This is a genomic window from Amycolatopsis circi (assembly GCF_003385235.1).
In the GTDB taxonomy this organism is placed as follows: Bacteria; Actinomycetota; Actinomycetes; order Mycobacteriales; family Pseudonocardiaceae; genus Amycolatopsis; species Amycolatopsis circi.
Genome location: NZ_PQIA01000140.1, coordinates 1 through 26,187, shown reverse-complemented (window position 1 = coordinate 26,187; position 26,187 = coordinate 1). Strand labels below are relative to the sequence as shown.

The 26,187-nt window shown below is 67.1% G+C and carries 21 protein-coding genes and 2 pseudogenes; 19 read left to right on the top strand and 4 right to left on the bottom strand.

Features of this window, described 5'->3' with window-relative positions:
- Both D0D37_RS48935 and D0D37_RS48270 read left to right on the top strand, forming a co-directional pair.
- Positions 1–575, top strand: a pseudogene (locus tag D0D37_RS48935) (DUF2637 domain-containing protein); the annotation flags it as partial.
- Between the two features lie 362 nt (positions 576–937).
- Positions 938–1,261: a hypothetical protein gene (locus tag D0D37_RS48270; RefSeq protein WP_244223824.1), complete on the top strand. Its 324-nt coding sequence runs from the start codon at positions 938–940 to the stop codon at positions 1,259–1,261.
- A 344-nt stretch (positions 1,262–1,605) separates the two neighbouring features.
- Here the strand turns inward: D0D37_RS48270 and D0D37_RS38570 are convergent, their stop codons facing one another.
- Positions 1,606–1,818 (bottom strand): hypothetical protein, encoded by a 213-nt coding sequence (locus D0D37_RS38570; RefSeq protein WP_116205522.1) that lies wholly within the window; start codon positions 1,816–1,818, stop codon positions 1,606–1,608.
- Positions 1,819–2,624: 806 nt separating this feature from the next.
- On the opposite strand from D0D37_RS38570, the gene D0D37_RS38565 reads away from it, so the two are divergent.
- The 14 genes from D0D37_RS38565 to ligD all read left to right on the top strand — a co-directional run bounded on the left by D0D37_RS38565 (position 2,625) and on the right by ligD (position 17,523).
- A complete protein-coding gene (locus D0D37_RS38565; RefSeq protein WP_162834693.1) occupies positions 2,625–3,341 on the top strand; it encodes an RNA polymerase sigma factor in 717 nt (238 codons plus the stop codon).
- 267 nt (positions 3,342–3,608) lie between these two features.
- The gene (locus D0D37_RS38560) at positions 3,609–4,754 is read left to right on the top strand and encodes an alpha/beta hydrolase (RefSeq protein ID WP_244223822.1); all 1,146 of its coding nucleotides are present in this window, start codon (positions 3,609–3,611) and stop codon (positions 4,752–4,754) included.
- A gap of 22 nt (positions 4,755–4,776) precedes the next feature.
- Positions 4,777–5,463 (top strand): TetR/AcrR family transcriptional regulator, encoded by a 687-nt coding sequence (locus D0D37_RS38555; RefSeq protein ID WP_116205520.1) that lies wholly within the window; start codon positions 4,777–4,779, stop codon positions 5,461–5,463.
- Positions 5,464–5,608: 145 nt separating this feature from the next.
- A complete protein-coding gene (locus D0D37_RS38550) occupies positions 5,609–7,279 on the top strand; it encodes an AMP-binding protein (RefSeq protein ID WP_244223821.1) in 1,671 nt (556 codons plus the stop codon).
- Positions 7,276–8,799 carry an FAD-dependent monooxygenase gene (locus tag D0D37_RS38545; protein ID WP_116205518.1) on the top strand — a complete coding sequence of 508 codons (1,524 nt, stop codon included), beginning with the start codon at positions 7,276–7,278 and terminating at the stop codon, positions 8,797–8,799. The genes D0D37_RS38550 and D0D37_RS38545 overlap by 4 nt, the downstream gene beginning before the upstream one ends.
- Positions 8,796–9,554: a maleate cis-trans isomerase family protein gene (locus D0D37_RS38540; RefSeq protein ID WP_116205517.1), complete on the top strand. Its 759-nt coding sequence runs from the start codon at positions 8,796–8,798 to the stop codon at positions 9,552–9,554. The genes D0D37_RS38545 and D0D37_RS38540 overlap by 4 nt, the downstream gene beginning before the upstream one ends.
- A gap of 12 nt (positions 9,555–9,566) precedes the next feature.
- Positions 9,567–10,205 carry a VOC family protein gene (locus D0D37_RS38535; RefSeq protein WP_116205516.1) on the top strand — a complete coding sequence of 213 codons (639 nt, stop codon included), beginning with the start codon at positions 9,567–9,569 and terminating at the stop codon, positions 10,203–10,205.
- Between the two features lies 1 nt (position 10,206).
- Positions 10,207–10,461, top strand: a complete 255-nt coding sequence (locus D0D37_RS38530) for a hypothetical protein (RefSeq protein ID WP_116205515.1) — start codon at positions 10,207–10,209, stop codon at positions 10,459–10,461.
- The gene (locus tag D0D37_RS38525; protein WP_116205514.1) at positions 10,454–11,704 is read left to right on the top strand and encodes an alpha/beta hydrolase; all 1,251 of its coding nucleotides are present in this window, start codon (positions 10,454–10,456) and stop codon (positions 11,702–11,704) included. Before D0D37_RS38530 ends, D0D37_RS38525 begins: the two co-directional genes overlap by 8 nt.
- 367 nt (positions 11,705–12,071) lie before the next feature.
- Positions 12,072–12,584 (top strand): NUDIX domain-containing protein, encoded by a 513-nt coding sequence (locus tag D0D37_RS38520; protein WP_116205513.1) that lies wholly within the window; start codon positions 12,072–12,074, stop codon positions 12,582–12,584.
- Between the two features lie 152 nt (positions 12,585–12,736).
- A complete protein-coding gene (locus tag D0D37_RS46980; RefSeq protein WP_162834692.1) occupies positions 12,737–13,105 on the top strand; it encodes a hypothetical protein in 369 nt (122 codons plus the stop codon).
- A gap of 396 nt (positions 13,106–13,501) precedes the next feature.
- Positions 13,502–16,603 (top strand): RHS repeat protein, encoded by a 3,102-nt coding sequence (locus D0D37_RS38515; protein WP_162834691.1) that lies wholly within the window; start codon positions 13,502–13,504, stop codon positions 16,601–16,603.
- 637 nt (positions 16,604–17,240) lie between these two features.
- Positions 17,241–17,435, top strand: a complete 195-nt coding sequence (locus D0D37_RS38510) for a hypothetical protein (protein WP_116205511.1) — start codon at positions 17,241–17,243, stop codon at positions 17,433–17,435.
- Between the two features lie 7 nt (positions 17,436–17,442).
- Complete coding sequence (gene ligD / locus D0D37_RS48680) at positions 17,443–17,523, top strand: non-homologous end-joining DNA ligase LigD (RefSeq protein WP_341868011.1); 81 nt, start codon at positions 17,443–17,445, stop codon at positions 17,521–17,523.
- 372 nt (positions 17,524–17,895) lie between these two features.
- On the opposite strand, the gene D0D37_RS38500 is transcribed toward ligD, so the two are convergent.
- Both D0D37_RS38500 and D0D37_RS48930 read right to left on the bottom strand, forming a co-directional pair.
- Positions 17,896–18,450, bottom strand: coding sequence for an AAA family ATPase (locus tag D0D37_RS38500; RefSeq protein ID WP_162834690.1), 555 nt, complete (start codon positions 18,448–18,450; stop codon positions 17,896–17,898).
- A gap of 880 nt (positions 18,451–19,330) precedes the next feature.
- Positions 19,331–19,843, bottom strand: a complete 513-nt coding sequence (locus tag D0D37_RS48930) for an SAVMC3_10250 family protein (RefSeq protein WP_425267009.1) — start codon at positions 19,841–19,843, stop codon at positions 19,331–19,333.
- 339 nt (positions 19,844–20,182) lie between these two features.
- Here D0D37_RS48930 and D0D37_RS47615 point away from each other — a divergent pair, with 339 nt between their 5' ends.
- Positions 20,183–20,584, top strand: coding sequence for a helix-turn-helix domain-containing protein (locus D0D37_RS47615; RefSeq protein ID WP_208720379.1), 402 nt, complete (start codon positions 20,183–20,185; stop codon positions 20,582–20,584).
- A 150-nt stretch (positions 20,585–20,734) separates the two neighbouring features.
- Positions 20,735–21,931 (top strand): tyrosine-type recombinase/integrase, encoded by a 1,197-nt coding sequence (locus D0D37_RS38485; protein WP_116205508.1) that lies wholly within the window; start codon positions 20,735–20,737, stop codon positions 21,929–21,931.
- Positions 21,932–22,119: 188 nt separating this feature from the next.
- Here D0D37_RS38485 and D0D37_RS38480 read toward each other — a convergent pair whose 3' ends face one another.
- Positions 22,120–25,230, bottom strand: a complete 3,111-nt coding sequence (locus tag D0D37_RS38480; protein WP_116205507.1) for an RICIN domain-containing protein — start codon at positions 25,228–25,230, stop codon at positions 22,120–22,122.
- A 449-nt stretch (positions 25,231–25,679) separates the two neighbouring features.
- Between D0D37_RS38480 and D0D37_RS38475 the strand changes: the two are divergent.
- Positions 25,680–26,187 (top strand): annotated as a pseudogene (locus D0D37_RS38475) (hypothetical protein); the annotation flags it as partial.

The following is a 26,187-nucleotide window of genomic DNA, read 5'->3' as shown; positions in this document are numbered from 1 at the left end:
GATGGCGGCGATTTGGCCGTTGATTGTGGACGGTTTGTTGACGTTGGCGACGGTGGAGTTGTGGCGGGGCCAGCGGGGGAGCGGTCGATGGCTGGGGTGGGCGGCGTTTCTGTTCGGGATCTCGCTGTCGCTTTGTGCGAATGTCGGCGCGGCTCCGTCGCTGAGTGTGTTCGGGGGTGACGGTGGCGGCTTGTCCTCCGCTTGCTCTTTTGTTTGCTGTGGAGTTGCTCAACCGTGCCCTGCGTCGGCACCGGCCGATGCCGGTCGACTTGGCGCAGGGCATCGAGTCGGGCCGGCGGGCGGATGAAATCGAGGCGGTCGCGGAGTCAGTGCCGGCTGGGGCTCTGGTGGGTGATGCGTTGACGGCTGAGCAGCGGATGTGGCTGCACTATGAGCAGGAGATGGCATCGGGTCGGCGACCATCGGGTGCGGAGCTGGACCGTGTGGCCGGGACCCATAACTACGGGCGGCGAGTGCTGCGTCAGTGGCGGACTGCGGGCCGTCTCGCCTCGTTCGCCCAAACGCCGGAGGTCCAGAACGGAGAGGTAAGGTCCGCCGTTGCCGGTGGCCCCTGAGGGTGGTGTGCGGTGGGTGATGGGTCGCCCCGCGAAGGATCGAGAACCTGGCGGTGCCGGATCGTCGACGGGTGGGCCTCTCGACTTGATCACGAACCCGCTGGTTAAGAGTCCACGGTTTGACCTGTCGGGTGGTGTCGAGTGATGTCGGACAAGACCTTTTCGTCTGGTCGCAAGGTGCTTGCGGTGTCGTGGTGTGTCGGCTGCTGTTGTCGTGTGGTGGAGGTCTCGGGCTCGCCTCGGGCTCGCGAATGTCGGATGGTGCCGCGCGGTCCAACCTGGGTATTGCGACGCGTGCTCGGGTGGTTGCCGTGACGCGGCCGGGTACTCGGCGTGATCCGGTCGTCTCGGCGGTGACCATCATGGTCGGTGTCGTGGTCGGGCTGACGTTCCTGTTCGGCTTCGGGAATGTGTCGGTGCTTGCTCTTCGTCTGGGTGTGCCGGTCTGGGTGGCGCCGTTGGTTGCGCCTGCGGTTGATGTGACGGTGGTGGCGTTGCTGGTCGCGGTTCGGTGGTTGTCGGCGTGCGGGGCTTCTGGTGCGACTATGCGGTCTGCGCGGCGGTTGCTGGTCGGGGCGAGTGTCGTCACGTTGGCGTTGAACGTGGCCGAGCCGTTGGCTGCTGGTGAGGTTGGCAGGGCGTTGTTTGATGCGGTGGGGCCGGTTGTTGCTGATTGGCTGGTCTGAGGTCGGTCCGGGGCTTCTGCAAGCTCTTGTCGGCGTGCGTGGGGCAGTCGATCGGCGTCCCGATATGTCAGTGGCCGATCAGCATGAGTTCGCCCCGGAGAACCCCGTTGAGAGAACACACGGGCTTGATGCCGCTCTGGTGGAGCGGGCGCGACAGATTGACGCGGAGCATCGTGCGCGGCATCAGCGTCCGGTTTCGGCGGAGGTGCTGAGGAAGAAGTTGGGGGTCGGGGCGAAACGCTCGCGCATGTTGATGCGGGTGGTCCGCGCGGAATGGCGCGCCGGGCCCGGCTCGGCTCCGGCAGCGGTTGCCTGAGCTGAGCCTGTCTCCGCCTCTCGCCCTGTCAGGTCAGCCGGTTCTGCTTGGCTGCGGCTTCCGCCTGGACCGCGTTCGCGAATCGGGCGTCGAGTCGTTCGTTGAGTTTCTTGATCTTGTCCTTGTCCTCGTCGTCGGAGTACGAGCCGCAGAGCAGGTGGCAGCCGTGTATCTCGTCGAGCAGGGCGTGCGGGATTGGAGGTCGTGTTAGTCGGGTGTTCCTGACCTGCGGGAACAGCACCGCTGACCCCCTCACTGCCAGTCTGGTTCATATAGGCCTCTGACCTGCGGCTTTAGAGAAGCCGCTGGACGGACGGTGCAGTTGGCTGCCATCGAGTGCGATTCAACGCTGATCGCTGCCGTTGGGGGCGTGGCGCTGCTCCAGTTTTGCTCCAGGTCTGTTCGCGTGAATGCGTTCAGCGCGTTCGTTGTCGGGCGAAGGGCCTGCCAGCATGCTCGGCGACGCGATATGATTTATGTAACATGTTGATGTCGCGGTGCGTGGTTGGGAAGCGGCGCTCCATCCGGCCAGGGGGGCGAGGTCGACTGGCACTGATGAGGACCCGATGACCCGGCCGGGAAGACAGCTTCACCATCGACCTGGCGCGCTCGTAACGAGGGACCCCCGGCACGAGAGGGGAAGGCGAGCAGGAGCTCGTCCGCGACGTTCGACATCAACTTTGCGACCACCCGCACGTGCGGGAAGACACCGGGTCGTCCTCAGACCTCGATAGGGACAGCGGACCACCCCGCTCGCGCGGGGAGAACCGGGCCGCTGACCCGAGGCGGGTCGCGACCTACGGACCACCCCCGCTCGCGCGGGGAGAACACTTCTTGACCTGGAAGTCAATCTGGCGAACGGTGGATTTCCATTCACTTGTGTTGAGCAGCGTGGCCTGCGGGGGTAACCCCGTGTACAGCCGTCAGCCGCCCGCTCCGCAGCAACCGCTCGGCCAGCCGCGACCGCCTTACCCACGGCAACAGCCGCCGACAGCACCAGGGAGACACTGAACGCGCCTGGCACACCGGGCCTGGATCTCAGCAAAGTTGTCTAGTCCGCGGACGACGACGGAAGCCGACGATCTCGTTTCCGAGGCGTTCATCCGGGTGCTGCAGGCGCTCCTCGCGGGCGGCGGTCCGGACTCGGGCGTCCGCGCGTATCTGCTCACTGTGCTGCGGAACACGGCCTACGACAGGACTCGCTCCGAACGCCGCGTCGCACCGTCCGACGACATCACGGGTGTGGCGGATCGCGCGCTCGTGAGCGTTCCCTTCGACGACACGGCGACGGCGGCCGTCGACAAGTCGTTGGCGACAAAGGCATTCGCCGGGCTGCCGACTCGATGGCGGGATGTTCGCTGGCTGACCGAGATCGCCGGGCAGCCACCGGCACAGGCCGCGCCGCGACTCGGGCTCACGCCCGACGGGGCATCAGCGTTGGCGTACCGAGCCAGGGAAACACTCCGCCAGGGATGCCTGCAAGCCCACGCCCCCACCACCCCGGCGCAACGATGCGCGCCCGCGCTCAGGGTTCTCGGCGCGTGGACCCGAAACGGGCTCTCGGAACGCCAAGCCCGAGCGGTCGAAGACCACCTCCGGGTCTGCGATTTCTGCCTGACGCTGTCGGCCGAACTCGTCGAGATCAACAACTCTTTCCGCGCCGGGAAGGCGTCTGCGCGGGGCGTGAACCACCGCCCGCCCGAAGGCCGCCGACAGCGCCTCGCGACCGGAACCGGGCAGTTCGCCGCGAAAATGGCTAGCTGACAAGGTAAGGGGACGCGGCTGACGGAATTCCAAGTGACGCGGCAGGCAGATCCGGGAGAAGCGATTGAGGGCATCTCGACGGGTTTCCGCGCTCCGCCGACTCTTCACACCGGAGGAGCACCTCCGGCGCTGCTGCGTCTATGCCGCCCGAATGGCGGACGCAACGCTTTCACCTGCGCCGACACTTGACATCGACACACGTGTCGATAACATGACACACCTGTAACAGGGTGGGCAATGGGGCCCGCCTGTCGAAGGGAGACCACCGTGCGCAGCGTCCAACGACCTATTTCCCGGTTCGTGGCGGTGGTGTCGGCCGCGGTTCTCGCGCTGGCCGGTGCCGCGGCCGTCGCGAGCGCGGCCGACAGCTGGCCGCTGACCCCGAAGGCGGTGCCCGGGCTGCCCGGCGCGCCAGCGGCGGCCGACCTGCCGGGCGTGAGCTCGGCGAGCGGAGCGCAGTGCCGAGACTATTTCTTCCCGGTCACGGAGCCGGGAAGTTCCGCCGTGCTCAAGGAATTCGGTCAGCTGTGCACCTCCGACCCGACGCTGCTGGGCAAGCAGCCGGTGCAGATCCTGATCCACGGCGGGACCTACGACCACACTTACTACGACTGGCCGTACCAGCCGGACCGCTACAACTACGTCCGCTACATGACCCAGCGCGGCTTCACGACCCTGAACCTTGATCGAATCGGGTACGGCCACAGCGATCATCCGCTCGGCGCGAGCATGAACTTCGACGTCGCCGCGAACACTACGCATCAGATCGTGCAGTACCTGCGCCAAGGCGGTCTGGGCGCGCAGTTCGGCACTGTCACCCTGAACGGCTACTCGATGGGCGGCCTCACCTCGCAGGTCGAGGCGGGCACCTTCCACGACGTCGACGCGCTGATGGTGCACGCCGTCGGGCACGGACTGCTGACCCCGGCTTCGGCCGCGCGGCTGGGCACTTTCGCCTATCCAGCGCTGCTGGACCCCAAGTTCTCCGGGCAGCCGTGGGCGGTCGACCCCGCGTATCTCACCAGCATTCCGGGCCGCCGCACCATTTTCTACGGTCCCGCGTCCACTTTCGACCCACAGCAGCTGACCGTCGAGGACGCGACGAAGGACACCATGTCGGCGACCGAACTCGCGGACATCACCCTGCGCACCTACACCGACCAGACCAAGAACATCGACGCGCCGATCCTGTGGTCGCCCGGCCAGTACGACAAGATCTGGTGCGGCACCACCGACGACTGCAACACCGATCCGATGTCCGCGAACGAGCCGGGCTACTACCGGCCGGGCGTGTTCACCAAGTACATCGTGCAGAACACCGGCCACGCCACGCTGCTCGGCTACGGCGGCGTCGACTACATGAACGAGATCGTCCGCTGGCTCGGCGCGCACGGCATCCACGGCGTGCAGTGAGCCCGCGGGTAAGCTGCGGATCATGTCCACGGCAGAGCGGGGTAAGGGAAAACGCAGCGAGTTGCGCCGCACGCTGGTGACGTCGGAACTGCTCGACACCGCGACCCGGCTGTTCGCGGAAAAGGGCTACGAGGCGACCAGTCTGCTGGACATCGCGAACGCGCTGAACATTTCGCGGCCCGCGCTGTATCACTACGTGAGCAAGAAGGAAGACCTGCTCGCGATGCTCGTCGAACAGGTCACGAACGGTTTCGCCGAGGTGCTCGCCCAGTTCAAGGCGCGCGACGACCTCGCGCCGTCGGAGAAGATCGCCGACGTCGTCGGGCTGATCGTGCGGCAGCGCGCCGAGCATTCCGATCAGTTCCGCATTCTCGACCGCTCCGAGTCGATCCTGCCGGAACCGCTCGCGGGCGAGCATCTCGAGGCGAAACGCACTGTCCTGCGCGAATTCACCGCACTGGTGGAGGCGGGCATCGAAACCGGGGAGTTCCGCCCGGTCGACGCGCGCACCGCCGCCTTGTCCCTGCTGGGCATGTGCAACTGGGTCGCCTGGTGGTTCCGGTCCGGCTCGGACGTCGAAGCGGTCGTCGCGACGATCACCGGACTGGCGACGTCGATGCTCGCCGCCGGCGACAACACCGGGCGCGGACGGCAGGACGCCAAGACGATCGACCAGATCCGCGCGCTCCTGGACCGCCTCGAAGGCTGACCGGGATCCTGCTTCGGCCGTGCGGCGCACCAGCGCCGCACGGCCTTTTTCGTGTCCCGGGCAAGACCGGTCCGGTGGTGACGTCTGCGTCGAATTTTCGACACTGCTATTGAATTTTCGCTCGGACCGGCTTACCGTCATCCGCATGACGTTGCCTCCACCTGCACCACCGACGACCCCGTACGACGAGGTCAGCGTGCTTGCCTACCGGCGTGCCGGGTTCTGGGCGGGGCGGTCGCTGCCGGCGGAACTGCTCGACTCCGCCCGCCGGCACGGGACGCGGACCGCGCTGCTGGCCGAGGGCCGCGCGTGGACCTACGACGAACTGTTCGACGAAGCCCAGCGGTTCGCGGCCGGGCTGCTTCGCTCCGGCGCGGCCCGGCCGGGCGAGCCGGTGATGTTCCAGATGGGGAACGTCGCCGAGACGGTCGTCGCCTACTTGGGCTGCCTGTTCGCCGCCGCGCCGCCGGTGTGCACGCTGCCGCAGCACGGAACGCGCGAGATCGGCCTGCTCGCCGCGCACGTCGGCGCCCGCACGCTCCTCGTGCAGGCCGACTTCCGCGACGGGCGGTTGCGCGCTCAGGCCGAACAGCTTCTCGCCGAGGGCTCGGTCGCCGAGGTGGTGACGTGCCGCGGCGAACCGGTCGGCACGGCGCCGGCCTATGACCGGCTGGTGGGCGAACCGGTTCGGGAACCGTTGCCCTATCTCGAATCCGACCTGCTCCGGCCCGCGGTCTTCCAGCTCTCCGGCGGCACGACGGGCCTGCCGAAGGTCGCGCCGCGGCTGCACGAGGAATACGCCTACAACGCCCGCGCCTGGGCCGCCGCGATGGCGATGGACGAACGCTCCCGCGTGCTGTATCCGTTGCCGCTCATGCACAACGCCGGTATTTCGCTCGCGCTCCAGCCGTCGATCTTCACGGGCGCGACGCTCGTGCTCGCGCCCTCGGCGGACGTCGACACCGTCCTCGACCTCGTCGCCGAGCACCGCCCGGACGTGCTGCCGCTCGTCCCGCCCGCGCTCGCGGTCCGGCTGCTCGAATCGCCACGCGCTCAGCAGACCGACTTCTCCGGCCTGCGCGATTTCGTCGTCGGCGGACAGCGGCTGCCGGTCGAGGTCGCCGAGCGGCTGCGCGACGAGCTGGGCATCCGGATCCGCCAGATGTTCGGCATGGCGGAAGGGATGTTCCTGGTCACGCCCGCCGGCGCGGACGAGGCGGTGCGCCACCACACGGTCGGCGCGCCGATCTCCGCGGCCGACGAGATCCGGATCCTCGACCCGGTGTCCGAGGACGAGGTGCCGGACGGCGAGGTCGGCGAGTTCGCCGCGCGCGGGCCGTACACGATCCGCGGCTACTACCGCGCCGACGAGCACAACCGGACCGCGTTCACGCCCGACGGCTTCTATCGCACCGGTGACCTGGCCCGGCGCCACGTCACCGCCGAGGGCGTCAGCTACTCGATCGACGGCCGGATCAAGGACGTGATCAACCGCGGCGTCGAGAAGATCTTCGCCGAGGAAGTGGAGGAGGTCATCGTCGCGCATCCGGACGTGGTCACCGCCGCGCTCGTCGCGATGCCCGATCAGGTGCTGGGCGAGCGGGCCTGCGCGTATCTCGTGCTGGAGGACGGCGCGCCGCCGCTGACGGTCGAAACGCTGGGCGCGCACCTGCTTGCCCGCGGGCTGGCGAAATACAAACTGCCCGAGCGCGTCGAGGTCGTGCCCGCGCTTCCGCTGACGAACGTCGGCAAGGTCGCGAAGAACCGGCTGCGCGAGGACGTCCAGACGAAACTGGCCGAAGGGAGCGCCCGATGACCCGGCGGGTGAACGTGCTCGGCGGCGGCCCTGGCGGGCTGTACGCCGCGCGGCTGCTGAAACTGCGCGACCCGGCCCTGGAGGTGGTCGTCCACGAGCGGATGGACGGCGCGCAAGGGACGTTCGGATTCGGCGTCGGCCTGACCGAGGCCACCATGCGCAATCTCGAACAGGCCGATCCGGAAACCGCGGAGCGGGTCCGGGGGGTCAGCTACGTCGGCCACGAACTGCGGTTCGCCGCTGAGGACCGGTCCGTCTGCCTGCACGGCGCGCGGAACCTCGCGGTCGGCCGCGCCGCGCTGCTGCGAGTCCTGACCGAGGCGGCGACCGCGGTCGGGGTCGAGTACCGGGCCGGGTCCCACGCGGACCTTGGCTCGGTGAGCGGCGACGTCGTCATCGCGGCGGACGGCGTCGGAAGCGGGACGCGCGCCAAGCTCAGCTCCGAACTGGGCGTCCGCACGAGCCTGGGGCGGACGCGGTACGTCTGGTGCGGCGCGCCGTTCGCCGCTTCGTCCGCGTTCTTCGCGTCAGCGCGGCGTGGCCGCCAGCTGTTCGTCACGCACGCGTACCCGTATGCCGAGGACCGCAGCACGTTCCTGATCGAAGTGGACGACGAGACCTGGACCGACGCCGGGCTGGGCGAGTTCGACGCGGCGACCGCGCCCGGAGAAACGGACCAGCAGAGCGTGCGGCTGCTCGAAAGCGTGCTCTCGGGCCAACTGCGCGGCGGGGCACTGCTCGCGAACCGCACGCGGTGGAGCCGGTTCGTCAACCTCGGTCTCGACCGCTGGCACACCGGGAACGTCGCGCTGCTCGGCGACGCCGCGCACACCGCGCACTACACGCTCGGCTCGGGTACCAAGCTGGCGCTGGAAGACGCGATCGCGCTGGCGGGCGCGCTGGCCGGGGAAAGCTCGGTGACGGCCGCCTTCGCCGCGTACGAGCAGGCGCGCCGGCCGGCGGTCGAGCGGTTCAAGCAGCTCGCCGGCCGCAGCCAGCGGTGGTGGGATTCCTACCGCTGGCGGGCGGACTGGCCGGCCGAACGGCTGGGCCTGTCCTACATGACCCGCTCCGGCAACCTGACCATGGCCGACTACGCCGCCTCCGAACCCGAGGTCGTGCGCACCGCGCTGGAGTGGCTGGGCACCGCGCCGTCCGGCGACCCGGCGGAGTGGGTCCTGGCGCAACCGTTGCGCGGCAACGGAATCCAGCTACCCGCGCGGGCGGTGCCGCGGGCGGACCTCGGCCAGCCGGTCGAGGAGGTCGCGTGGACCGAGCCGGACGTGTGGGGCGAGGCCGCCGACCAAACCGTCGCCCGGCTCGCCGCCGGCGCCGGGCCGCTGCTGGTGACCGGGAAACCCGGGGAGTTCTGGGCCCGCGTCGACCTCGCCGAGCGGCTCCGGCTGCAGACCCAGCGGAGCGTCGGGGTGGACCTGCCGCGGTCCGCACGGGCCTTCGCGGCCACCTCGGTCGGTGCCGGCCGGGCCGATTTCGTGACTGTCTCCCAGGAGGATTCGTGACCACCAATTCCCGGCGCGTCGGGCTGATCGTGCCGAGCTCGAACGTGACCGTCGAGACCGAGCTGCCGCGGCTGCTGCAGCGCGTGGACGGCGTCGAGTTTTCGTTCCACGCCAGCCGGATGCGGATGCACGCCGTCACGCCCGAGCAGCTGCGCGCGATGAACGCGCAGCGCGAGCGGTGCGTGCTGGAGATCGGCGACGCGCAAACGGACGTGCTGCTCTACGCCTGCCTCGTCGCGGTGATGGCCATGGGCGCCGGCGAGCACCGCGACGCCGAGCTACGGATCGCGGAACAGCTCGCGCTCGGCGGATCGGACACGAAGGTGCTGTCCAGCGCCGGCGCACTGATGCGGGCGCTGACCGACCTCGCAGCGAAGCGGGTCGCGCTGGTCATGCCGTACACCGAACCGGTCGCGCGCACGGTCGTCGAGTACCTCGAAGCTGAGGGGTTCACGATCACGGGCTGGCGCGCGCTCGGTGTCGCGGACAACACCGAGGTCGGCTGCATCCCCGGCGAGACCGTGCTGGCCGCGGCCCGCGAACTCGACTTGAGCGACAGCGATGCGCTGGTGATCTCGTGCTGCGTCCAGATGCCGTCGCTCGACCTCGTCCAGCCCGCGGAAGAGGAGTTCGGGCTGCCGGTGCTGTCGGCGGCCACCGCGGGCGCGTACTCGATCCTGCGCGGTCTCGGGCTGCCCGTCGATCTTCCCGGCGCGGGTTCGCTGCTGCGTGCCGACGCCAACGTCCAGGTCTGACAAGGAGTTTCCATGACTGAGAAGCCAGTGCACCGCGTGCGCGGGGTCGACCACGCCGCGTTCCCGACCTTCGACCCGGCCGCCACCGTCCGGTTCTACCGCGACGTGCTCAAGTTTCCGATCGTCCACTCGATCTGCGCGGCCGGCTGGGGCCCGGAACGGCACCCGGACTTCATCCATTTCTTCTTCGACATCGGCGGCGGCGACCGGCTGGCGTTCTTCTACTATTTCGGCTGGGAACCGGCGGGCGACCAGACCGCGCCCGGCGACGCCTGGGCCCGGCTGCCGCACGGCACGCCGAAGTTCTTCGCCGACAGCAGGCATCTCGCGATCAACGTCGAGGACGAGGAAGACCTGCTGGAGTACCGCCGCCGCTTGGACGAATCGGAGTGGCCGGTGGAAATGCAGGTCATGCACGAGACCATCGAGTCCATTTACACGCACGACCCGAACGGCTACATGGTCGAGATCACCCGCGCGCTGCGCCCGGTCACGCCGCAGGAGGACCTCGACGCGGAGCTGACCCTGCAGGCGCTGTGCGACGTCGTGTCCGGCGAGGCGCTGTCGATGGACCAGCTGCTGACCCGCAAGGCCGAGCTGATCGTCGAGCGGGCGGCGTCGTGGGAGCCGGCGGGGAAGGAGCTGGTCTGACATGGCCCGCTTCTACGTTCTCGACGTGCCCGAAAACGTCGGAGTGGTCGATGTCGCGCGACAAGACGACCACAACACCGTCGACCGGATCGGGCCGTATTTCCGCATTACCGCACCGGAAACCATCGTGATCGACCGGCGCTCGACCGGCTGCCGGCACGCGGTCTGGTACAGCGCGGTGTCCGGGCTGGAAGGTTCCGTGATCACTCAGCACGACAAGAACGCATTGCGGGTCGAAAGGCGCGCCGATGGCTGAGAACGGACTCGGCGCCGGCCGGTATCTCGCCCCGGCGGAACTGCCCGAAGCGACGACCACGACCGCGCACCAGCTCGCCACGAGCGACGGCGCGACCGTGAACGGTCTGCTGAGGACAGTCCCGGGCGCGACCACCGTGGCCGTGCTGATGCATCCGCGGCAGGACTTCTCGCATCACGTGCTGGTGCCGGAGCTGCTGAGCCAGGGATACGCGGTATGGACCCAGGGCACCCGGACAGTCGGCAACGACCTGACCTTGCTGCACGAGCAAGCCCTGCTCGACCTGGCCGCCGGGAACGTTTTCCTGCGGGACAAGGGTTTCTCGCGGGTAGTCCTCATCGGACACTCCGGCGGCGCCGCGCTGGCCGCGTTCTACCTCCAGCAGGCCGCCCGCCCGCCCGCCGAGCGGCTGCGCCGGACCCCCAGCGGGAAACCGGTTCCGCTGGGGGAAGCCGAAATGCCGGTCGCGGACGGGTTCCTGATGATGGCCCCGCACCCCGGCCAGGGCGCGCTGCTGCTGCGGCTGATCGACCCGTCGGTCGTCGACGAGCGGGACCCGCGTTCGGCCGCGCCGGACCTGGACCCGTACCTTCCGGCCAACGGCTTCGCCGAACCGCCCGGCTCGTCCGCGTACTCGGAAGAATTCATCGTGGCCTACCGGAAAGCGCAGTACGGCCGGATAGCCCGGATCGACGCGGTGGCCCGCGAACTCGCCGAGCAGTCCGCCACCGCCCGGCGCAAATACGGCGAAACCCGAGATGCCGCCGACCGCCGGACCGCGTTGGCTACCGGCGTCCTGACCGTCTACCGCACCGATGCGGATCTGCGCTCGGTCGACCTGTCCCTGGACCCGAACGACCGCCCCTATGGCTCGCTGTTCGGCCGCCGCCCGGACCTCACCAACTACGGAGTCCTCGGCTTCGGCCGGCTGACGACCCCGGATTCGTGGCTGTCGACCTGGTCGGCGATTTCGGGCAACGCGGACCTGGCCGCCTGCCTGCCCGACGTCACGGTGCCGACGCTGCTCGTGGAACTGACCGGCGACCAGGCGTGCTTCCCGGCCGACGCCCAGCGGTTCCACGACCTCAGCGGCGCCGCGGACAGCACGCACGTGCGGGTGCCAGGCCGCCACTTCGGCGCTCCGCTACAGGAAGGGATGACCTCCGGGGCGACCCTGGCCGGCACGGAAATGGGGGAATGGCTGCGCGCCCGCTTCCCTGCCGGGGCGCTCGCACCGGCCTGACCTCCGATTTCTCCAAGCCGCAGTCGATCGATGCCACCAGGCGCGGTGACTCCCGGACTATGTCTGCAACAGGGCGACGAAATCATGCCGGACTCGGTGCCCACGGCCCCCGCCTCGGGTACCGCAAAGACGGTATCGGGGGCCTGTCGACTTTTGTCAGCGTTGTTCGGTGTTGCGGATAATGCGCTCGGTGGGTGTGCCGCTGCGCCGCCACCCTCGACGACACCCGTACCTGCCCGCGGCCCGGGTGCGGCCGCCGCTGCAACCTGGCCGGCGACCGGTTGCAGCCCGTCTGCGACGTCGCGACACGCGCGTGAATGCCTACCGGCCGTAGCGGTCGTGCCGGGCGTGGGTAGCCTCGCCCGGCATGACCCAGGCACAACCGCTCTCGCCGCAAGAGCACTACGCGCGCCGAGGGAAAATGATCGCCGGAGCCGGAATGATCATCCGCGACCCGCACGACCGCGTCCTGCTGGTCCACACCACCTACGGCAACCGGCTCTGGGAAATCCCCGGCGGCGGCCTCGAACCCGGCGAACACCCCGAGATCGCCGCCGCCCGCGAAGTCGCCGAAGAAATCGGCTTCGACCTCGCCCCCGGCCCGCTGCTCGCCGTCGACCTCGTCCCCGACACCCTGCCCGACGGCCAGGCCGCCCTGCTCGCCAACTGGCTCTTCGACGGCGGCGTCCTCGACGATCCCGCCAGCATCCGGCCCGACTTCGCCGAGATCGACGAGGGCCGTTTCTGCGATCCCGCCGAATACCGCCAGTTGTTGCCCGAGCACATGGCCCGCCGTGTCGACGCCTGCCTCGACGCCCACGCCAACGGCACCACCCTCTACTTGCAACAGGGGCACGCCGCGTCAAACCTGCCCTCATAAGCGGCCGCAGCGAACACCTCGGCACAACGGCTGTCCTGCCGTCGTTATTCACGGACCAAACTCCGGAAGTTTTCTCGCAGGCGATGGCGGCGTCGCTACAGTCCTACGTGCGTGGTCGGCCTGAAAAGTCGCATAGAGATCAGGATCCCATCGTGCAGTCCATCGTGCTTGCTAAGGAAGCTGGACTGCCCGCCAGCTACCGGGGTGCTGTCCTGGTATCCGTCGACTGGGATGACTTCGGCTTCCGGGCCATGTATCAACTGCATATCCAGCGCAGCGCAGACGATTCGACCCGCATCGGGTCCGGGATGGCACCCTGCATCTCGCGCAGCCGCAGCCGGGTGGACGTGCATGCGCGCCGGTCCGGCATCGAGCGTGTTTCCAACGGGCTTCCGCACCGCGCGCATGCGCGTCACCGCAGGCTTGGCCGCAACCAGTGCTGCGACAAGGCCTGCCGCGTCCCCGGGACCGGACGTCCGCTCCCAGCGCGGGACGCCGCGCGGCGGTGTCGCGCCGCCTGAAGCCATCGGTCGAATCCGCCGAGCATCGGATTCAGTGCAGATCGCCGGACAATACCTCGGCTACGGTGCCGGAATCACTGGCAGGCTAAGGAATCCGCGGCAATGTCCATGACAGCGCGAATTGTGGCTTTGTCGCCAACTGGATAGGTCCAGTCCACTGACACTGGTCCACCGGGGTGAAACAGAAGCAGCCGCCGGTCTTTTCGGCCTCCTCGTTGTCACAAAGCAACTGTTGTCGGCGATGAACCGACTGCACGATGGTGTTCTGCCGCGTCGTCTGGTGTCGTGCAGGGCCTGTAGACCTCGGGTCCGAGTGTTTCCGGCGCGGTTCGTGCTGCACTCAGTTCGTTCGAGGGGAAGAATATGAGGCACAGATCTGCGTTGGCGGTTTCCGCCGTGACTTTGGGGGCGCTGGTGGTCGCTGTACCGCACGCGGCGTCCGCCGCGCCGCACAGGGTGGCGCCGCCGAACACGGTGTGGACTCCGCCGTCCACAGTGAACAAAACCCCGACCGGCGGGCAGCCGCCGACCGCGGCGTGGCAACCGGGCTACCGGCCGGGCGCGGCCGGGGCTGCGGTGTCGTCGTGCGGGGCGCAGGAAACCGGGTTGCTGCCGCAGTATCCGCTGGAGCGGTTCAAAATCTCGGACCGGATGGAAGCGCTGGTCAACACCCACGACGGGAACCTGACCCTCACGCAACGGCAGCTGACGGTCAAGGGCACCGGGGAAAACCTGTCCCTGTCGCAGGTGTACAACAACCAGCGTCCGGGCACCGGCAGCTTCGGCACCGGCTGGACGCTCAGCCACGGCCAAGACGTCGGCCTGACCTTCACCGGCGCGGACGTCGTGCTGCACGGCGATTCCGGTTACTGCGCCACGTTTACGCACCAGGCCGACGGCAGCTACACCCCGGCTCCCGGCGTGCACGCCGAACTCACCAAAGCTCCCGGCGGAAAATACCTGCTGACGTTCAACGGCTCCAACGAAACCTGGACGTTCAGCCCCGCGGGCTGGCTGACCTCGGAGGCCGACCGCAACGGCAACACCGTCACCCCGCGCTACAACTCCGACGGCACCACCGCCTCGATCACCGACACCCACGGCCGGGTCACGACCTTCGGCTACGCCAACGGGCTGGTCTCGGCGATCACCGACCCGACCGGCACCACGGCGGCGACCTACCGCTACAACACCGCGTCCCAGCTGACCGACTTCACCGACCGCTCCGGCGCCTCGATGCACCTGACCTGGACGCCGACGGGCGATCTCGCCTCGATCCAGGACCCCAACGGCACCGCCTACAGCTTCGCCTACGACGCCTCGCACCGGGTCACCGAGGTGAAGTTCGCCCGTCAGGCCGGGCAGGTCAAAACCACGTTCGGCTACGGCAGCGGGCAGACCACCGAAACCGACCCCAACGCGCACTCCGCGACCTACAAATACGACAGCCATGGCAGGCAGACCTCGGCCACCGACGCTCTCGGGCACACCCGCGCGCAGACCTGGACCGCCAACAGCGACGTCCAGACCTCCGTCGACGGGCTGAACAACACCACCACCAACAGCTACGACCCGCTCAACAACCTCATCGGCACCCAGCTGCCCACGACCGCGAAGACCAGCGTCGGTTACGCGGACGCCGCGCATCCACACCTCCCGACGACAGTCACCGACCCAGCCGGGGACAAGATCTCCCGCAGCTACGACAACGCCGGGAACGTCACGAAGATCCATTCCGACGGGTTGAACGCCGACCTGCAGACCCTGACCTATACCCAGCCGTTCGGGCAAGTGTCGACCAGCGTCGACGGCAACGGCCATGTCACCCGCTACGACTACGACAACGCCGGAAACCTCGCCGCCGTCACCCCGCCCACCCCGCTGGGCACCACCCGCTACACCTATGACTCGCTGTCGCGGGTCGCGTCGGTGACCGACGGGCGCGGGATCAGGCTGGACTACGGCTACGACAAACTCGACCGCGTCGTATCGGTCACCCGCCACCGCGACGGTGTCGTGCTGCAGGCCGCGGCCTACGACAACAACGGCAGTCTCACTCGCCGCGACACCGCGACCGCCACTCACGCTTTCGCCTACGACACCGGCGGGCAACTGTTGTCCGACACCCGCAGCGACGACGCCAGCCCCGACGAGCACCTCGCCTACGGCTACGACTCCTCCGGCAACCTCACCGCCGCCGCTGACCCCGGCGGCCAGACGACGTACGGCTACGACGCGGCGAACCGGCTCACCTCGCTGGCCGATCCGTTCGGGCAGACGACGACGTTCGGCTACGACAACGCCGACCGCCGCACCAGCACCACCTGGCCCGGAGCCGGAACCCAGACCAACGGCTACGACAACTCCGGCCGCCAAACCAGCCTGACGGTCAAAAACGCCGCAGGCACCCAGCTGCTGCAGACCACCTACAGCTACACCCGCTCGAACGGCGCGGACTCCGACCAGATGCAGTCCAAAACCGACGCCACCGGCACCACCACCTACGCCTACGACGCACTGCAACGGTTGAAGACCGCGGGTGCGACCAGCTACAGCTACGACAACGCCGGCAACATGACCAACCTCGGCGCTTCGAGCTTCGCCTACAACGCCGCCGACCAGCTCGTCAACGACGGCCGCACCCGCAGCTACGACACCGCGGGCAACCTCACCGGCTCGACCAACCCCTCCGAAACCAACGTCTACAGCGACACCGGCCAGTTCGTCTCCGGCAGCGACGCCGCGGGCAACAGCTTCACCGCCAGCTACGACACCCTTGACCAAACCCAACCGCACCAGCTCGCCTACACCACCAGCGGCGGAACCACGACCGACCGGTTCACCACTACCGCGCTGGGCATGACCCAGGCCGTGCACAACGGTGCCCGCACCAGCCTCGTCCGCGACCCGAAGGGCGCGATCGTCACCGAGAAAACCGGGACCGGAGCGCGCTACAACGTGGTCACCGACTACCAGGGCAGTGTCGTCGCCCTGATCTCCACTACGGGCACCGTCGCGGCGACGTACCGCTACGACCCCTACGGCGGCAACACCGCCACCGGACCCAACGCCGCCGACAACCCGTTCCACTACCTCGGCCAATACCAGTACGGCGTCGACATGCTCCTGGGCTACCGCTGGTACTTCCCCGGCTGGGGCCGATTCCTCACCCCCGACCCCACCGCACAAGAAACCAACCACTACGCCTACGCCCACAACGACCCCATCAACAACAGCGACCCCACCGGCGCATTGTCGTTTGCTGACTTCACCGGCGCAGCTGGTGCCACTGTGGGAAGCGCGATCGGCATCGGAGCTGTAGCGGCGGGATGCACCCTCGCGGCTCCTGCGTGCATCGCGATCGGCATCGGAGTCGGTGCAGTGTGGGGCGCTGTTGGCGGCGGGATCGGAACAGCGGCAGGCGGTGGGCGCGGCGAAGACGTAAAGAACAACTTTTTCCTCGGCGCCGTCGGCGGGATTGGTTACCTACTGACCTGAAAGAGGCAATTTGTGATAGCTCGAACACTGTTGGTGCTGACCTTGGCGGCAGGAGTCGCGACGATTATTGTCTGGCTAACCGGGCGGTCATACTTTGAAATCCCGCTAGCAGTGTTCATCGTTCTCGGCGCAAGCATTCTCGTCCGGCGTTTAAGCGATAAGCGAGACCGGTCCCGTAAGCGCGACGATTAGAGTCTTTCATGCCTGGTTGTAAGCCGTAGAACTGCGTTTCACGGCTTACAATCAGGCGTCCCAATCGTCAAGGCCGCTACTGGTGCGGTGTCGACATGCCCCTGTGCTGCCGCTGGTACTGCTCCGGTTGGGGTCGATTCCCCGCCCCGACCCCGTCGGACAGGAAACAGTCACTACGCCTACGTCCACAACGGCCCCATCAACAACAGCGACCCCACCGAGGCCTCGTTGCTGGGAGGCATCGGCAAGCTAATCGTCGCCACTGGCGCGACTATCGTCGGGGGCATCGCAATCGCCGCTGGTTGCACAGTCGGAAATGTGACCGCCGTCGGCTGTGCAGTCGGAATCGGTGGGGGCGTGGCCGCGTTGGGCGCAGGCATAGTAGCGATCAGTGATGCCCAGAAATAATTCAAGTCAAAAGATTAAACCTCCGGCAAGGAGAACAATGAAGAAGAAAAGCATCGTTGTGATGATCGGGAGCATCGGTGCATTTCTTGCGATCTTCGCCTCTCTCTTCGTCTTCTTGCAGAATAACCCAGAATCCAGCGAACAAGTCAAACTGATAGGAATCATTCTCTTCTTTGCCGGTATTGCAATAGTTTTGCTTGCCTCGTTGATATTGGCAAAAAAGAAGAAATAGTGCAGTGATGGCCAAAGCGCGCCGCGCCGGCAAAGTGTTCATCGACTGGCGCCAGAACCACCCGGCGAAAACCACCGTCTCGCCGTAACTCACTGCGTGGTCGCGAAGACCCGACCGTGGCCACGCCGGTACGAGCGAGGTCGTCGACGGTGAGCCGGATGATCCGGCTGAGCGGTTGTGCGTAGAGCAGCACGATCACGCCGGCGACCCGGGACCGCAGCGGCAGGTCGTGGCCGGAGAACAACCGGCCCAGCATCGCGATCCGCTCCGGTTCGGGATCTCGGGAACACCGCTTCCCAGTCCAGGCGACTGAAGTCAGGCCCACTATGGACATCGTTCGGCAACTGTCGCGAGTTCGCATCTGCTGCAATTGGCGGCAGTCTACTGGCAGGCTCTTGTATTCGACTGTCGTGTATTCAAGCGGGGTTGCCCTTCCGCAATGTACGAGCACTGGGGGGCTTCAAGCCCCGAGAAGGTGTGCTTCCACACGGTGCCCCAGCGTGGTCCAGGGCTGGCTGGGCAGCCAGGACTGCTGGTAACGCTCGGCCTGTGTGCGTAGCCACTGTCCGTACAGGTAGTTCATCCGCGCCGCCCCGCGTTGTTCGCGTGGGGGCAACGCGAGAAAACGGCGGTTGCTCGGCCTGGTCGCCAGAGTCGTCCGCAGCGTGCGTTCTTCGGATTCGATCAGGTAGACCGCGCGGCAGCCGAGGTGCGCGTATCGATGTAGGAGGTCGGGCTGCACTCCCTCTCCCTCGATGATGACATGACCGCCGCGTTTGCTGAGCCGGTCCAGTTCGGCCGCCAGAGTGGACTGAATTTGGGCGGTCGAGGCCAGCAACGCGTCCAGAAGTTCCGCGTCGGGACGAAGCCAGCTATGCGCTGGACGTGCGGTGACATCGCGGGTGCGCAGGTTGTCGACGTGGATCACCTCGGCGATGTCGTGCCTGGCTGCCAGGTGCTCGGCCACGGTTGTCTTGCCGACGCTGGAGCTGCCACCGATCGCGTAAAGGGTCATGCCGTCGATTGTCTTCGCTGGCGACTGGCCGTTCGCGGGTATCGCAACTGACGTCGGGCTGCGTGCCGGTCTTGGCACGTTCGAGCGTTTGCTGGGGGACCCGGGAAGCAGTAGCGATCGGGGCATATCCGCTGCTGGCTGGCTCTTGCGCTTGTGTGTTCCGAAGTCGTGCCGGTGAGCCTGCTTCGCTGGGGCCGTACCTCTTGGACACGAGCCGGTCTCCATCCAGGCTTGTTTTGGAAGATGCGCACCTTCGCGAGTTCGCATCCGATGCAATAGGCGATCCGGAGTATATTCGCCCGATTTTTCCGGACACTAATGGCGACCCCGGAACAGCCAGCGGGCGGGGGAACCACTCTCGTGATCAGCTCGGCCGATTTCAGCCGGGCGTAGTGGCGTTCGGGTGCTTCGGCCTTGAAGTCGTCCGTCAAGCGACGGTGCCTGTCAGCCCCTGCGGACGATGGGTCGGATGCGATCATCGCCACGAGCGCCAGTGCAACGACAGCAGCCTTCTCCCTGCCCGCGACCGGACAGGACCGCACTGAAAATGCGGTTAGTGGCGTCGCTGAACGCGCCGGACTACCCGCATGCGATGGCCTACTGTGGGGCGCAGGTTGGTCTCCGATTGGGCTCCGTTGCTCCCAGAGCACCCGACAATGCCGTGACACCGCCCGACATCAATGCCCGTGAAAAATACCGCCCTGACCTGCGCGGATTAGCCCGGGGCGGCACAATGCGTCACTCGTTGACACCGCAAACCCGGGGATTAAAAGTCCGCAGATGCCGAGTTATTGTGCATGCTTCGTTGGGGCCGAGCAGTCATGCCGGTGGTGAAATGTGCTCTACGCAGAGCGGCGTCGCTGCCATCAGTGTGGTCGCGTCAGTGGGGATCACGGCAGTCACCCGCGCACACCCCGCCACCCAGCCGGCGGCGTAGCGCGGCTGCAACTCGTCGGTCAGCTCGTCCAGGAACCGCGCGACCTTTGCGAGGAAATTCTTGCCAGGGCCCTCGGAGTTCGCTGTCGCCGTCGTCCGCTTGCCTGAGCGTTGAACGGACGAGGCCCGACCACCAGGAGTAAAGCTCGCTCACCACTTCCTGCGGCACTCCGGCTGGCGCGACGTGCCCGACGAGGTGCCGCATTGAGCCGTGCGGGAGCAGGCGCAGCCTGCCGCCGCCCGGGTACGAGTCGTCCGGTTGATCAGTGTCGAGGAAGACCACCGCGCCGATCGCGGTCCCGAAGCTCGCAGGAGCCTCGGACTGCACCCACTGTCCAGCGCGGACTCCCGGCTCGTCGAACCATTTCGGGGCGCCGGTCCGACGCGTCGAGCCGGGCGACCTCCGCTGCGAGGCCCGGCTCGGTCTCGCGAGCGGATTTGCCGATTTTGAGTCCAGCGAACGGCGTGTTCACCTCCGCCTCTACGTCTCGCAAGACGGACTTCGGCAAGTCGGGGGCCAGTTGCCGAAGCTTCGCCTTCGAGACGTAGATCAGCTCACACATCCGTCCATTCCGCCGGGGCCGTGGAAGGCAAGCAAACAGGCGGTAGGGCCGCGACGGCGGGGAGGCCTTCCTTGCTCTTCGCCCGCCACGGTTGCGGTGCTTGTCCTACAGTTCGGGATGGTCGGAGCTTTTCCGGAACGGGGTGTCTCCGAGCGGCCTTTTTCCCGGAGTTAGTCGGTGACCGGATCTACAGCCGGGCACCGACCGGCAGCTCGTGCGGAGGAGGGCTTCTCATGATTCAGCGCACGCAGTCCCTGGACATCGGTCTTGACCGCCGACCAGACGTGCCCGTTCCGGACTCGTCTGGTCGGCGACCGCGTCCCTTGCCTCGGAGTACCGCAGCTGCGTGCTGCTCGGTTCTGTCCCGCGACGAGCGGGGCACGCTCGGGCGGCACGGCGAGGAAGCAGGCGACGCGCGAGATGGTGCGGTCTCGCCAGACCAGTTGGTGTACACGCCGGAGCAGTCGGCGCGGCGGTTGACCATTCCCGAGTCGTGGCTGCGTCGGGAGGCCGGGGAGCGCAAGATCCCGTGCACTTTTCTGGGGAAGCACTTGCGGTTCTCGGAAGCCGATCTCCGCGCGATCGTCGTCCAGCACGCGACCGCGCCTGGTACGCGGCGGAAGTCGCGGCGCTGATGCTGACTGCGCCCGAACTCGACTGGTTCTGAAGTTTCTCCTTCCCTGTACGAGGTTTCTGCGCGCAGACGCTGGCTCTCTGTCCGCAATGGAGCGTTGATGGGCAGCGCGGATGTCGTTGACCCCCATACCCTTGCGAAAGAGTTCACGATGGCCTGGTATGAGCAGACCGGAGACGGGAGTTTCCGGGTCCGTTACCGCGATGCGGGCGAAGTGCGGTCGATTCCCGGCTTTCCCGACGAGACCGCGGCGAAGAACTACATCTCCGACATGGACACCGACCGTCGTCGCGGCACGTGGACCGACCCGACGAGCGGGCGGACGCTGGTTGGCGAGTGGGCGATGCCGACCTGGATCGACTCGCTCGACGTCGATCTGCGCACCGAGGAGAACTACCGCAGTTTCCTGCGCGTCCACATCCTGCCTCGGTGGGGTGCCGTCCCGTTCGACGAGATCACCAACTCGGACGCACGGAAGTGGGAGAAAACGTTGCGTGCCAAGGGCTTGGCCAGGAGCACGGTCACCAGCATCATGAAGTGTTTCTCCCTGTTGCTGTCGGATGCGGTCGACGAGACGATGATCGACGCCAACCCCATCCGCGCGCGTCGGCGGGGACGACGGCGACGCGCCGAACCTCGGCGACGGCAGGTCTGGGCCGAGCCCGCGGACGTGCTCGCGATCGCCGATCAGATCGCGCTCCTCTACGGCCTGGCCGGGGCGGTTCTGGTCGTCACCGCCGCATGGACCGGCATGCGCTGGGGAGAACTCGTCGGGCTGCAACGCCACAACCTGATTCTCGGCGACACGACCGGGAAAATCGTCATTGATCCCGACTTCGGCGCGCTCCACGAACCCGGTTCCGGCCCGATGTACCTGGGTCCGCCCAAGACTGATGCCTCGGTGAGGGAGGTTTCGCTCCCGTCGTTCCTCGTAGCGTTGCTTCGGTGGTTCCTGACCACCCACGACCATCCGCACGTTTTCGTCACGCCGAAGGGAGAACTGCACCGGCGCAGCAACTTCGCCCGTCGTGCGTTCCGGCCCGCCGCCGACGGCAACTCCCGCGTCGCCAACCCGAGGATGCGGCTGCGGGCGATCAAGACGGCGCTGAAGTTCCACGGCCTGCGCCACAGCCACAAGACCTGGCTCATCGACGACGGCATCCCCGAAATCGCGCAAGCGCTGCGCCTCGGCCATGTCCTCGAGGACAAAGTCCAAGAGACCTACTCCCACGTCGCCGCAGCCGTCGAATGCCGACTGCTCGAAGGCCTCCAGGTCCGTTGGGAAAAGGCAGTCGCCGGAAGCACGACACCGTCCGACGATTGCGCCTGGAGAGTGGCGGCGGCCTAGGCGTGCCTCTTGGTCGCGGGCTTAGTCGTTGTCGGTGTGTCGTCGGTCGTGCAGGTGGCCAGCGCGTGAGCGACGGTCCGAACGCATTCGAACGATATGAAGCCAGGTATCGGCCGGACTCCTGTATTGAACGACGAGAGCCGGTCGCCGCACAGCGGCGGCGACCGGCTCCTTACAGTGTTGTTCGGTCAGATGGAGATGATGGTCCATTGCTGGTTGGGGTGGACGAGGTCCATCCATTGCTGGACGAGTGTGGCGTTTCCGGTTTGGTTTCCGGCTGCTTCGATGACTTTGCCGGAGGCGACGTTGCGGAGTGCGACGGCGCTGCCGGGGGCGGTGGTGATTTCCCATTGCTGGGCCGCGCCGTAGTGGCAGGTGTACTGGGCGATGTTCGCGCCGTTGTCCGCGCCCGCGGCGTAGAGGTCGAGGCACTTGCCGGAGTTGCGGTTCTTCAGGGCGTATTTGCTGCCGCCCAGGTCGACGACGTCCCAGATCTGTTTGGGTGCGGTCGGGAAGCAGTCCCAGAGTTCGGCTCCGGCGAAGTCGGCTTTGGCGCCGTCGCCGACTCCGGCGATCTGGATGCAGCGTCCGGACTGGACTCCCTTGAATTCGATGGCTTTGGCGGTGACGGTGACGAGGGAGTAGGCGATGGTGAGACTGCTTTCGCTGCTGTAGTCGATTCGTCCGCCGGCGAAGGTGTTGCGGCGGCCCTTGGTCAGGGGGAGTTCGTCGCTGGTCGGGAAGCCCAGGAAGGACTTCTCCGCGCCGAGCGAGAGCCACTTGAGCCGGATGTCGCCGTAGACGGCGTGGGCTCCGGTGGCGGGGGACCAGTAGATCGAGGCTCCGTTGCTGAGGGTGATGAATTCACCCTTGCTGTCGGCGGTTTTGGCGGTGTCGGCGACGGGGTAGCCGAGGATGCCGGTTTCCTTGCCGAATTCCGCGTATTTGGCTCCGATGGCTCCGTAGACGGCCATGGCTCCGCCCGCGGGGGTGTAGTAGATGGATCCGCCGTCGAAGCGCTGGACGACTCCGCCGTCGGAGCCGAACGGGGCGGCTTCGGTGACCGGGTTGCCTAGGGGGCCGCTTTCGTAGTTCAGGGCGGCGTATTTCTTGTGGATCTCCCCGGTCACGGTGCGAATGCCTGCGGCGGGGGTGTAGTAGATCGATCCGCGGGTGAAGTGATTGTAGACGGCTCCTCCGGGTGCGGCGGTTTCGTCGGTCGTCGGGTAGCCGAACGTCTCCCAGTTATAGAGCCAGGTGTGGCCGATGACGCCGTGGGTCTCGTGGGCACCGCTTTTCGGGCTCCACACGACGTAAAGGTCGAGCGGGTCATCAGGCCGGAGCACCTTGATCCGCTCCCCCTTGGTCCCGTCGTTGTCTGTCCACCTGCTCTGCCCCTTGATGTATTGCTGCAGCAGCGAGGGGCCGAAGAAGGTGAGCAGCTTGTCCAGTGCAGGCCCGTAGTAGACGTCCCCGACTCTCAGCGCGCTGCCTTCGTGCGTCAGGTACAGGCGGCCCCCCTCGTACGGGCGGTATCCGGTGTTGTCACTGCTGAGGACTGGATCGCCAGTCGGTTTCCCGAGCCGGGCCCGAATATCCTCGCTGTAATAGTCGTTGTACGTTCTGTCGAACGGTGTCGGAGCCTCGGGCGCGGCGATCCTCCACTCGACACTGTCGAGATGGTTGTCGACCTCGGCGCCCGGAAGGTAGAGGAAGGCACCGGGGGCGTTCACCGGGCTGATGCTCGCCCAGGAACCGTTCGAATGGACGCACCAGGTCGACTCCTGCCGGAACTTCGGTGTCCCGTCAGTCGGGGAGACGTCGGCATTCGCCCGTGTGCCGTTCGCGGGGGGCAGCCAGTGAAGATAGGAGTTGGGGTGGGTGGTGGACTCGAACGAGTAGCAGCTCGGGTCGCTCAGCCCGGGTTCGATCTTCCACGTGAATTCCGGGTGCCTGCCTGGCGACCACTTGGCCACAGCGGCGCCACCGAGATCGGCGAGATAGGAGTCGTTGTCGGGAGAGAAGTACGTTTGGATGGTTTGACTCTGGTGGTCGAGCTGACCCGTGGCGAGGAACTTGGCGCGGTCGAGAGGGGCGCCGGCGAGGGCGGCGTCGGCCGCGGCGACGAGGTCAGGGTGGACCCAGCTCTTGTCGGCCCGGGTCCGGATCTCGGTGATGGCCGTGATGTTCGCGTCGTCTGCCTTCTTCATCTCCTTGTCGGAGTCGCGCTGGGCGGCGGCTTGCGCGCCGGTGTCGACGTAGGCTTTCCAGTCGGCCGGGTTGGTGCTGAGGAACGCTTCGTAGGCGGCGATGTAGACGTCGGAGTCTTTGGGCGCGCGTTTGAGGACTTCGCGCAGGAAGTTCTGGTCGGGCAGTTTGGCCAGGTCGTCGTCGACGGTGATGCTGAGCTTCAGCGCGTAGGAGGCCGCGGTGACCCGTGCTTGGCGGGCTTTGGCCTCGGCCTTCTGTGCCTCGTTGCGGGTGGTGTCCTCGTCGATCAGTCGCTGGGTGTCCTTGGCGTGCTCGGCGATGATGCCGTCGGTGAGGAAACGCCACTGGTCCTCGGCGCTGCCTTTCAACGCGGCGAGGGCGGAGGCCTTGACAGCGATGTCGTTGCGGTCGTCGGCTTTGAGATCGAGCAGGACGATGAAGTCGTAGACGGTCTTGTCCAGGTCGGTGTCGGTGACGGCGACGCTGATCACCTTGGCGGCCCTGGCTTTCGCCTCGCGTTCTTTGCGCTGCGCTTCACTGCGGTCGGTGTTGATCTTCTGGTCGACGGCGTTGGCGGCGGCCATGCCGGTCTTGATGTAGGCGGTGGGCGCGTCGTCGCCGGCGGTGAGCGCGTCGATCGCGCGTGCGCGCACGGTCTGGTGCAACGGTGCGAGCGGGTGCGGCTTGTCCAGGTCGTCGGCGGCCCGGTACATCGCCGCGACGAAGTCGCGGTCGGACAGGATCAGCAGTTCGGGTCCGGCGACGATGCCCAGCAACGCGGCCGCGGTGCCTTTTTCCGACTCTGAGGACTGTCCGGCCGGTGCCGGGGCTTTGGCCGGTGCCGGGGTCAGGTCGCCGCCGACGGCGAGCCGAGTGTCCTGGTCGCCGTTCCCGGGCTTGGACCCGGGCGGGTTCGCCGCAGCCGCCGGCCTTTCAGCGGAGGCGTCGTGGCGGTGCGTGTCGGCGGCCGCGGTGACCGGAGCCGCCGCGGCGACGATGCCGACTGCGATAGCGATCGCGGCCGCGCGGGCAAGGCGCCGGTGCCGCGGTCTTGGGCGCGGAGCGGATAACGGATCGGATCGTGTCACAAGACTCCCCCTGCCGAAATGAAATGGCACACCAGGAATACGCGCATGAACGCGCGACAAGAAATGATTCGATGCGCGTGAATTAACGAGCACCGAGGCGTGTAATCACACCTTTACCGAGAGTGTGATCGGTCTAGACCATCGCCGCGTTACCGCCTGTGACGGTCGTCACATGTTTCCGTTTTGGGTGCTGTTTTGCTGCCATTCTTTCCATGCTCGGGTGAGTCCGAGGTCGAGGGGAAGCAAAGGGGGACTCGGTGTTTTCACGCGCTCTAGCCGCCGGTGTCGCGGTCGCGGCATTGCTGACAACCGCTGGTGCCACGGATTCCGTCGCGGATCCGCGAGCGGGCAGAGGAATTCCCGTTTACCGGATTTCGGCGATCGAGGATTCGGCCTGGTATCCGATGGTCAGGCAGGTTGCTCTGTATAACTCGGAGATATTAGTCCGAGTGGCGGCATGGAATGCGATTCGGTCGCCTGAGGGGGAGGCCGCGCTGAAGGCGTTCGTGCTGACCGGTTTCGCGGAGGCCCGGCAGCGGTCTCAGCAGAACGCGGCCCGCAACCGGGATTTCGCGCAGCGGGTGCTGGCCTCCTATACCGCCGCGTACTCGCCGGAGGTGCATGCTGAGGCAGACCGTGCGCTGCGCGGCACGGACGCGGACCGGGAACGATTCGCGCGCACTGGTTTCGCCGCGGCCAGGGCCCGGGACACGCAGGCTCGCGAGGCCGACGAGGCGCATCGGCAGGTGATCGCGCAGGCCGAGCGGGATTTCGTGGCGTCGCTGGCGCAGAACGACCCGGGGGAGCAGGTGCGGCTGGCGGCGCAGCACGCGCTGCGCGAGGGCAGCACGGATGCCGACGTCCGGGAGTTCTACGCGACCGACTGGATGGCCGCAGCGGAGCTGGACGTCGAGTTCTTCCGGCAGCGCAGCCAGGAAGCAGGGGCGCGCTACTACG

Coding starts and splice junctions, on each gene's coding strand:
- D0D37_RS38550 (WP_244223821.1), top strand. CDS start 5,609: ATGACGTTGCCTCCACCTGCACCACCGACGACCCCGTACGACGAGGTC.
- D0D37_RS38530 (WP_116205515.1), top strand. CDS start 10,207: ATGGCCCGCTTCTACGTTCTCGACGTGCCCGAAAACGTCGGAGTGGTC.
- D0D37_RS38555 (WP_116205520.1), top strand. CDS start 4,777: ATGTCCACGGCAGAGCGGGGTAAGGGAAAACGCAGCGAGTTGCGCCGC.
- D0D37_RS38485 (WP_116205508.1), top strand. CDS start 20,735: ATGGCCTGGTATGAGCAGACCGGAGACGGGAGTTTCCGGGTCCGTTAC.
- ligD (WP_341868011.1), top strand. CDS start 17,443: ATGGCCAAAGCGCGCCGCGCCGGCAAAGTGTTCATCGACTGGCGCCAG.
- D0D37_RS38545 (WP_116205518.1), top strand. CDS start 7,276: ATGACCCGGCGGGTGAACGTGCTCGGCGGCGGCCCTGGCGGGCTGTAC.
- D0D37_RS48270 (WP_244223824.1), top strand. CDS start 938: ATGGTCGGTGTCGTGGTCGGGCTGACGTTCCTGTTCGGCTTCGGGAAT.
- D0D37_RS38520 (WP_116205513.1), top strand. CDS start 12,072: ATGACCCAGGCACAACCGCTCTCGCCGCAAGAGCACTACGCGCGCCGA.
- D0D37_RS38510 (WP_116205511.1), top strand. CDS start 17,241: ATGAAGAAGAAAAGCATCGTTGTGATGATCGGGAGCATCGGTGCATTT.
- D0D37_RS38535 (WP_116205516.1), top strand. CDS start 9,567: ATGACTGAGAAGCCAGTGCACCGCGTGCGCGGGGTCGACCACGCCGCG.
- D0D37_RS38525 (WP_116205514.1), top strand. CDS start 10,454: ATGGCTGAGAACGGACTCGGCGCCGGCCGGTATCTCGCCCCGGCGGAA.
- D0D37_RS47615 (WP_208720379.1), top strand. CDS start 20,183: ATGATTCAGCGCACGCAGTCCCTGGACATCGGTCTTGACCGCCGACCA.
- D0D37_RS38500 (WP_162834690.1), bottom strand. CDS start 18,450: ATGACCCTTTACGCGATCGGTGGCAGCTCCAGCGTCGGCAAGACAACC.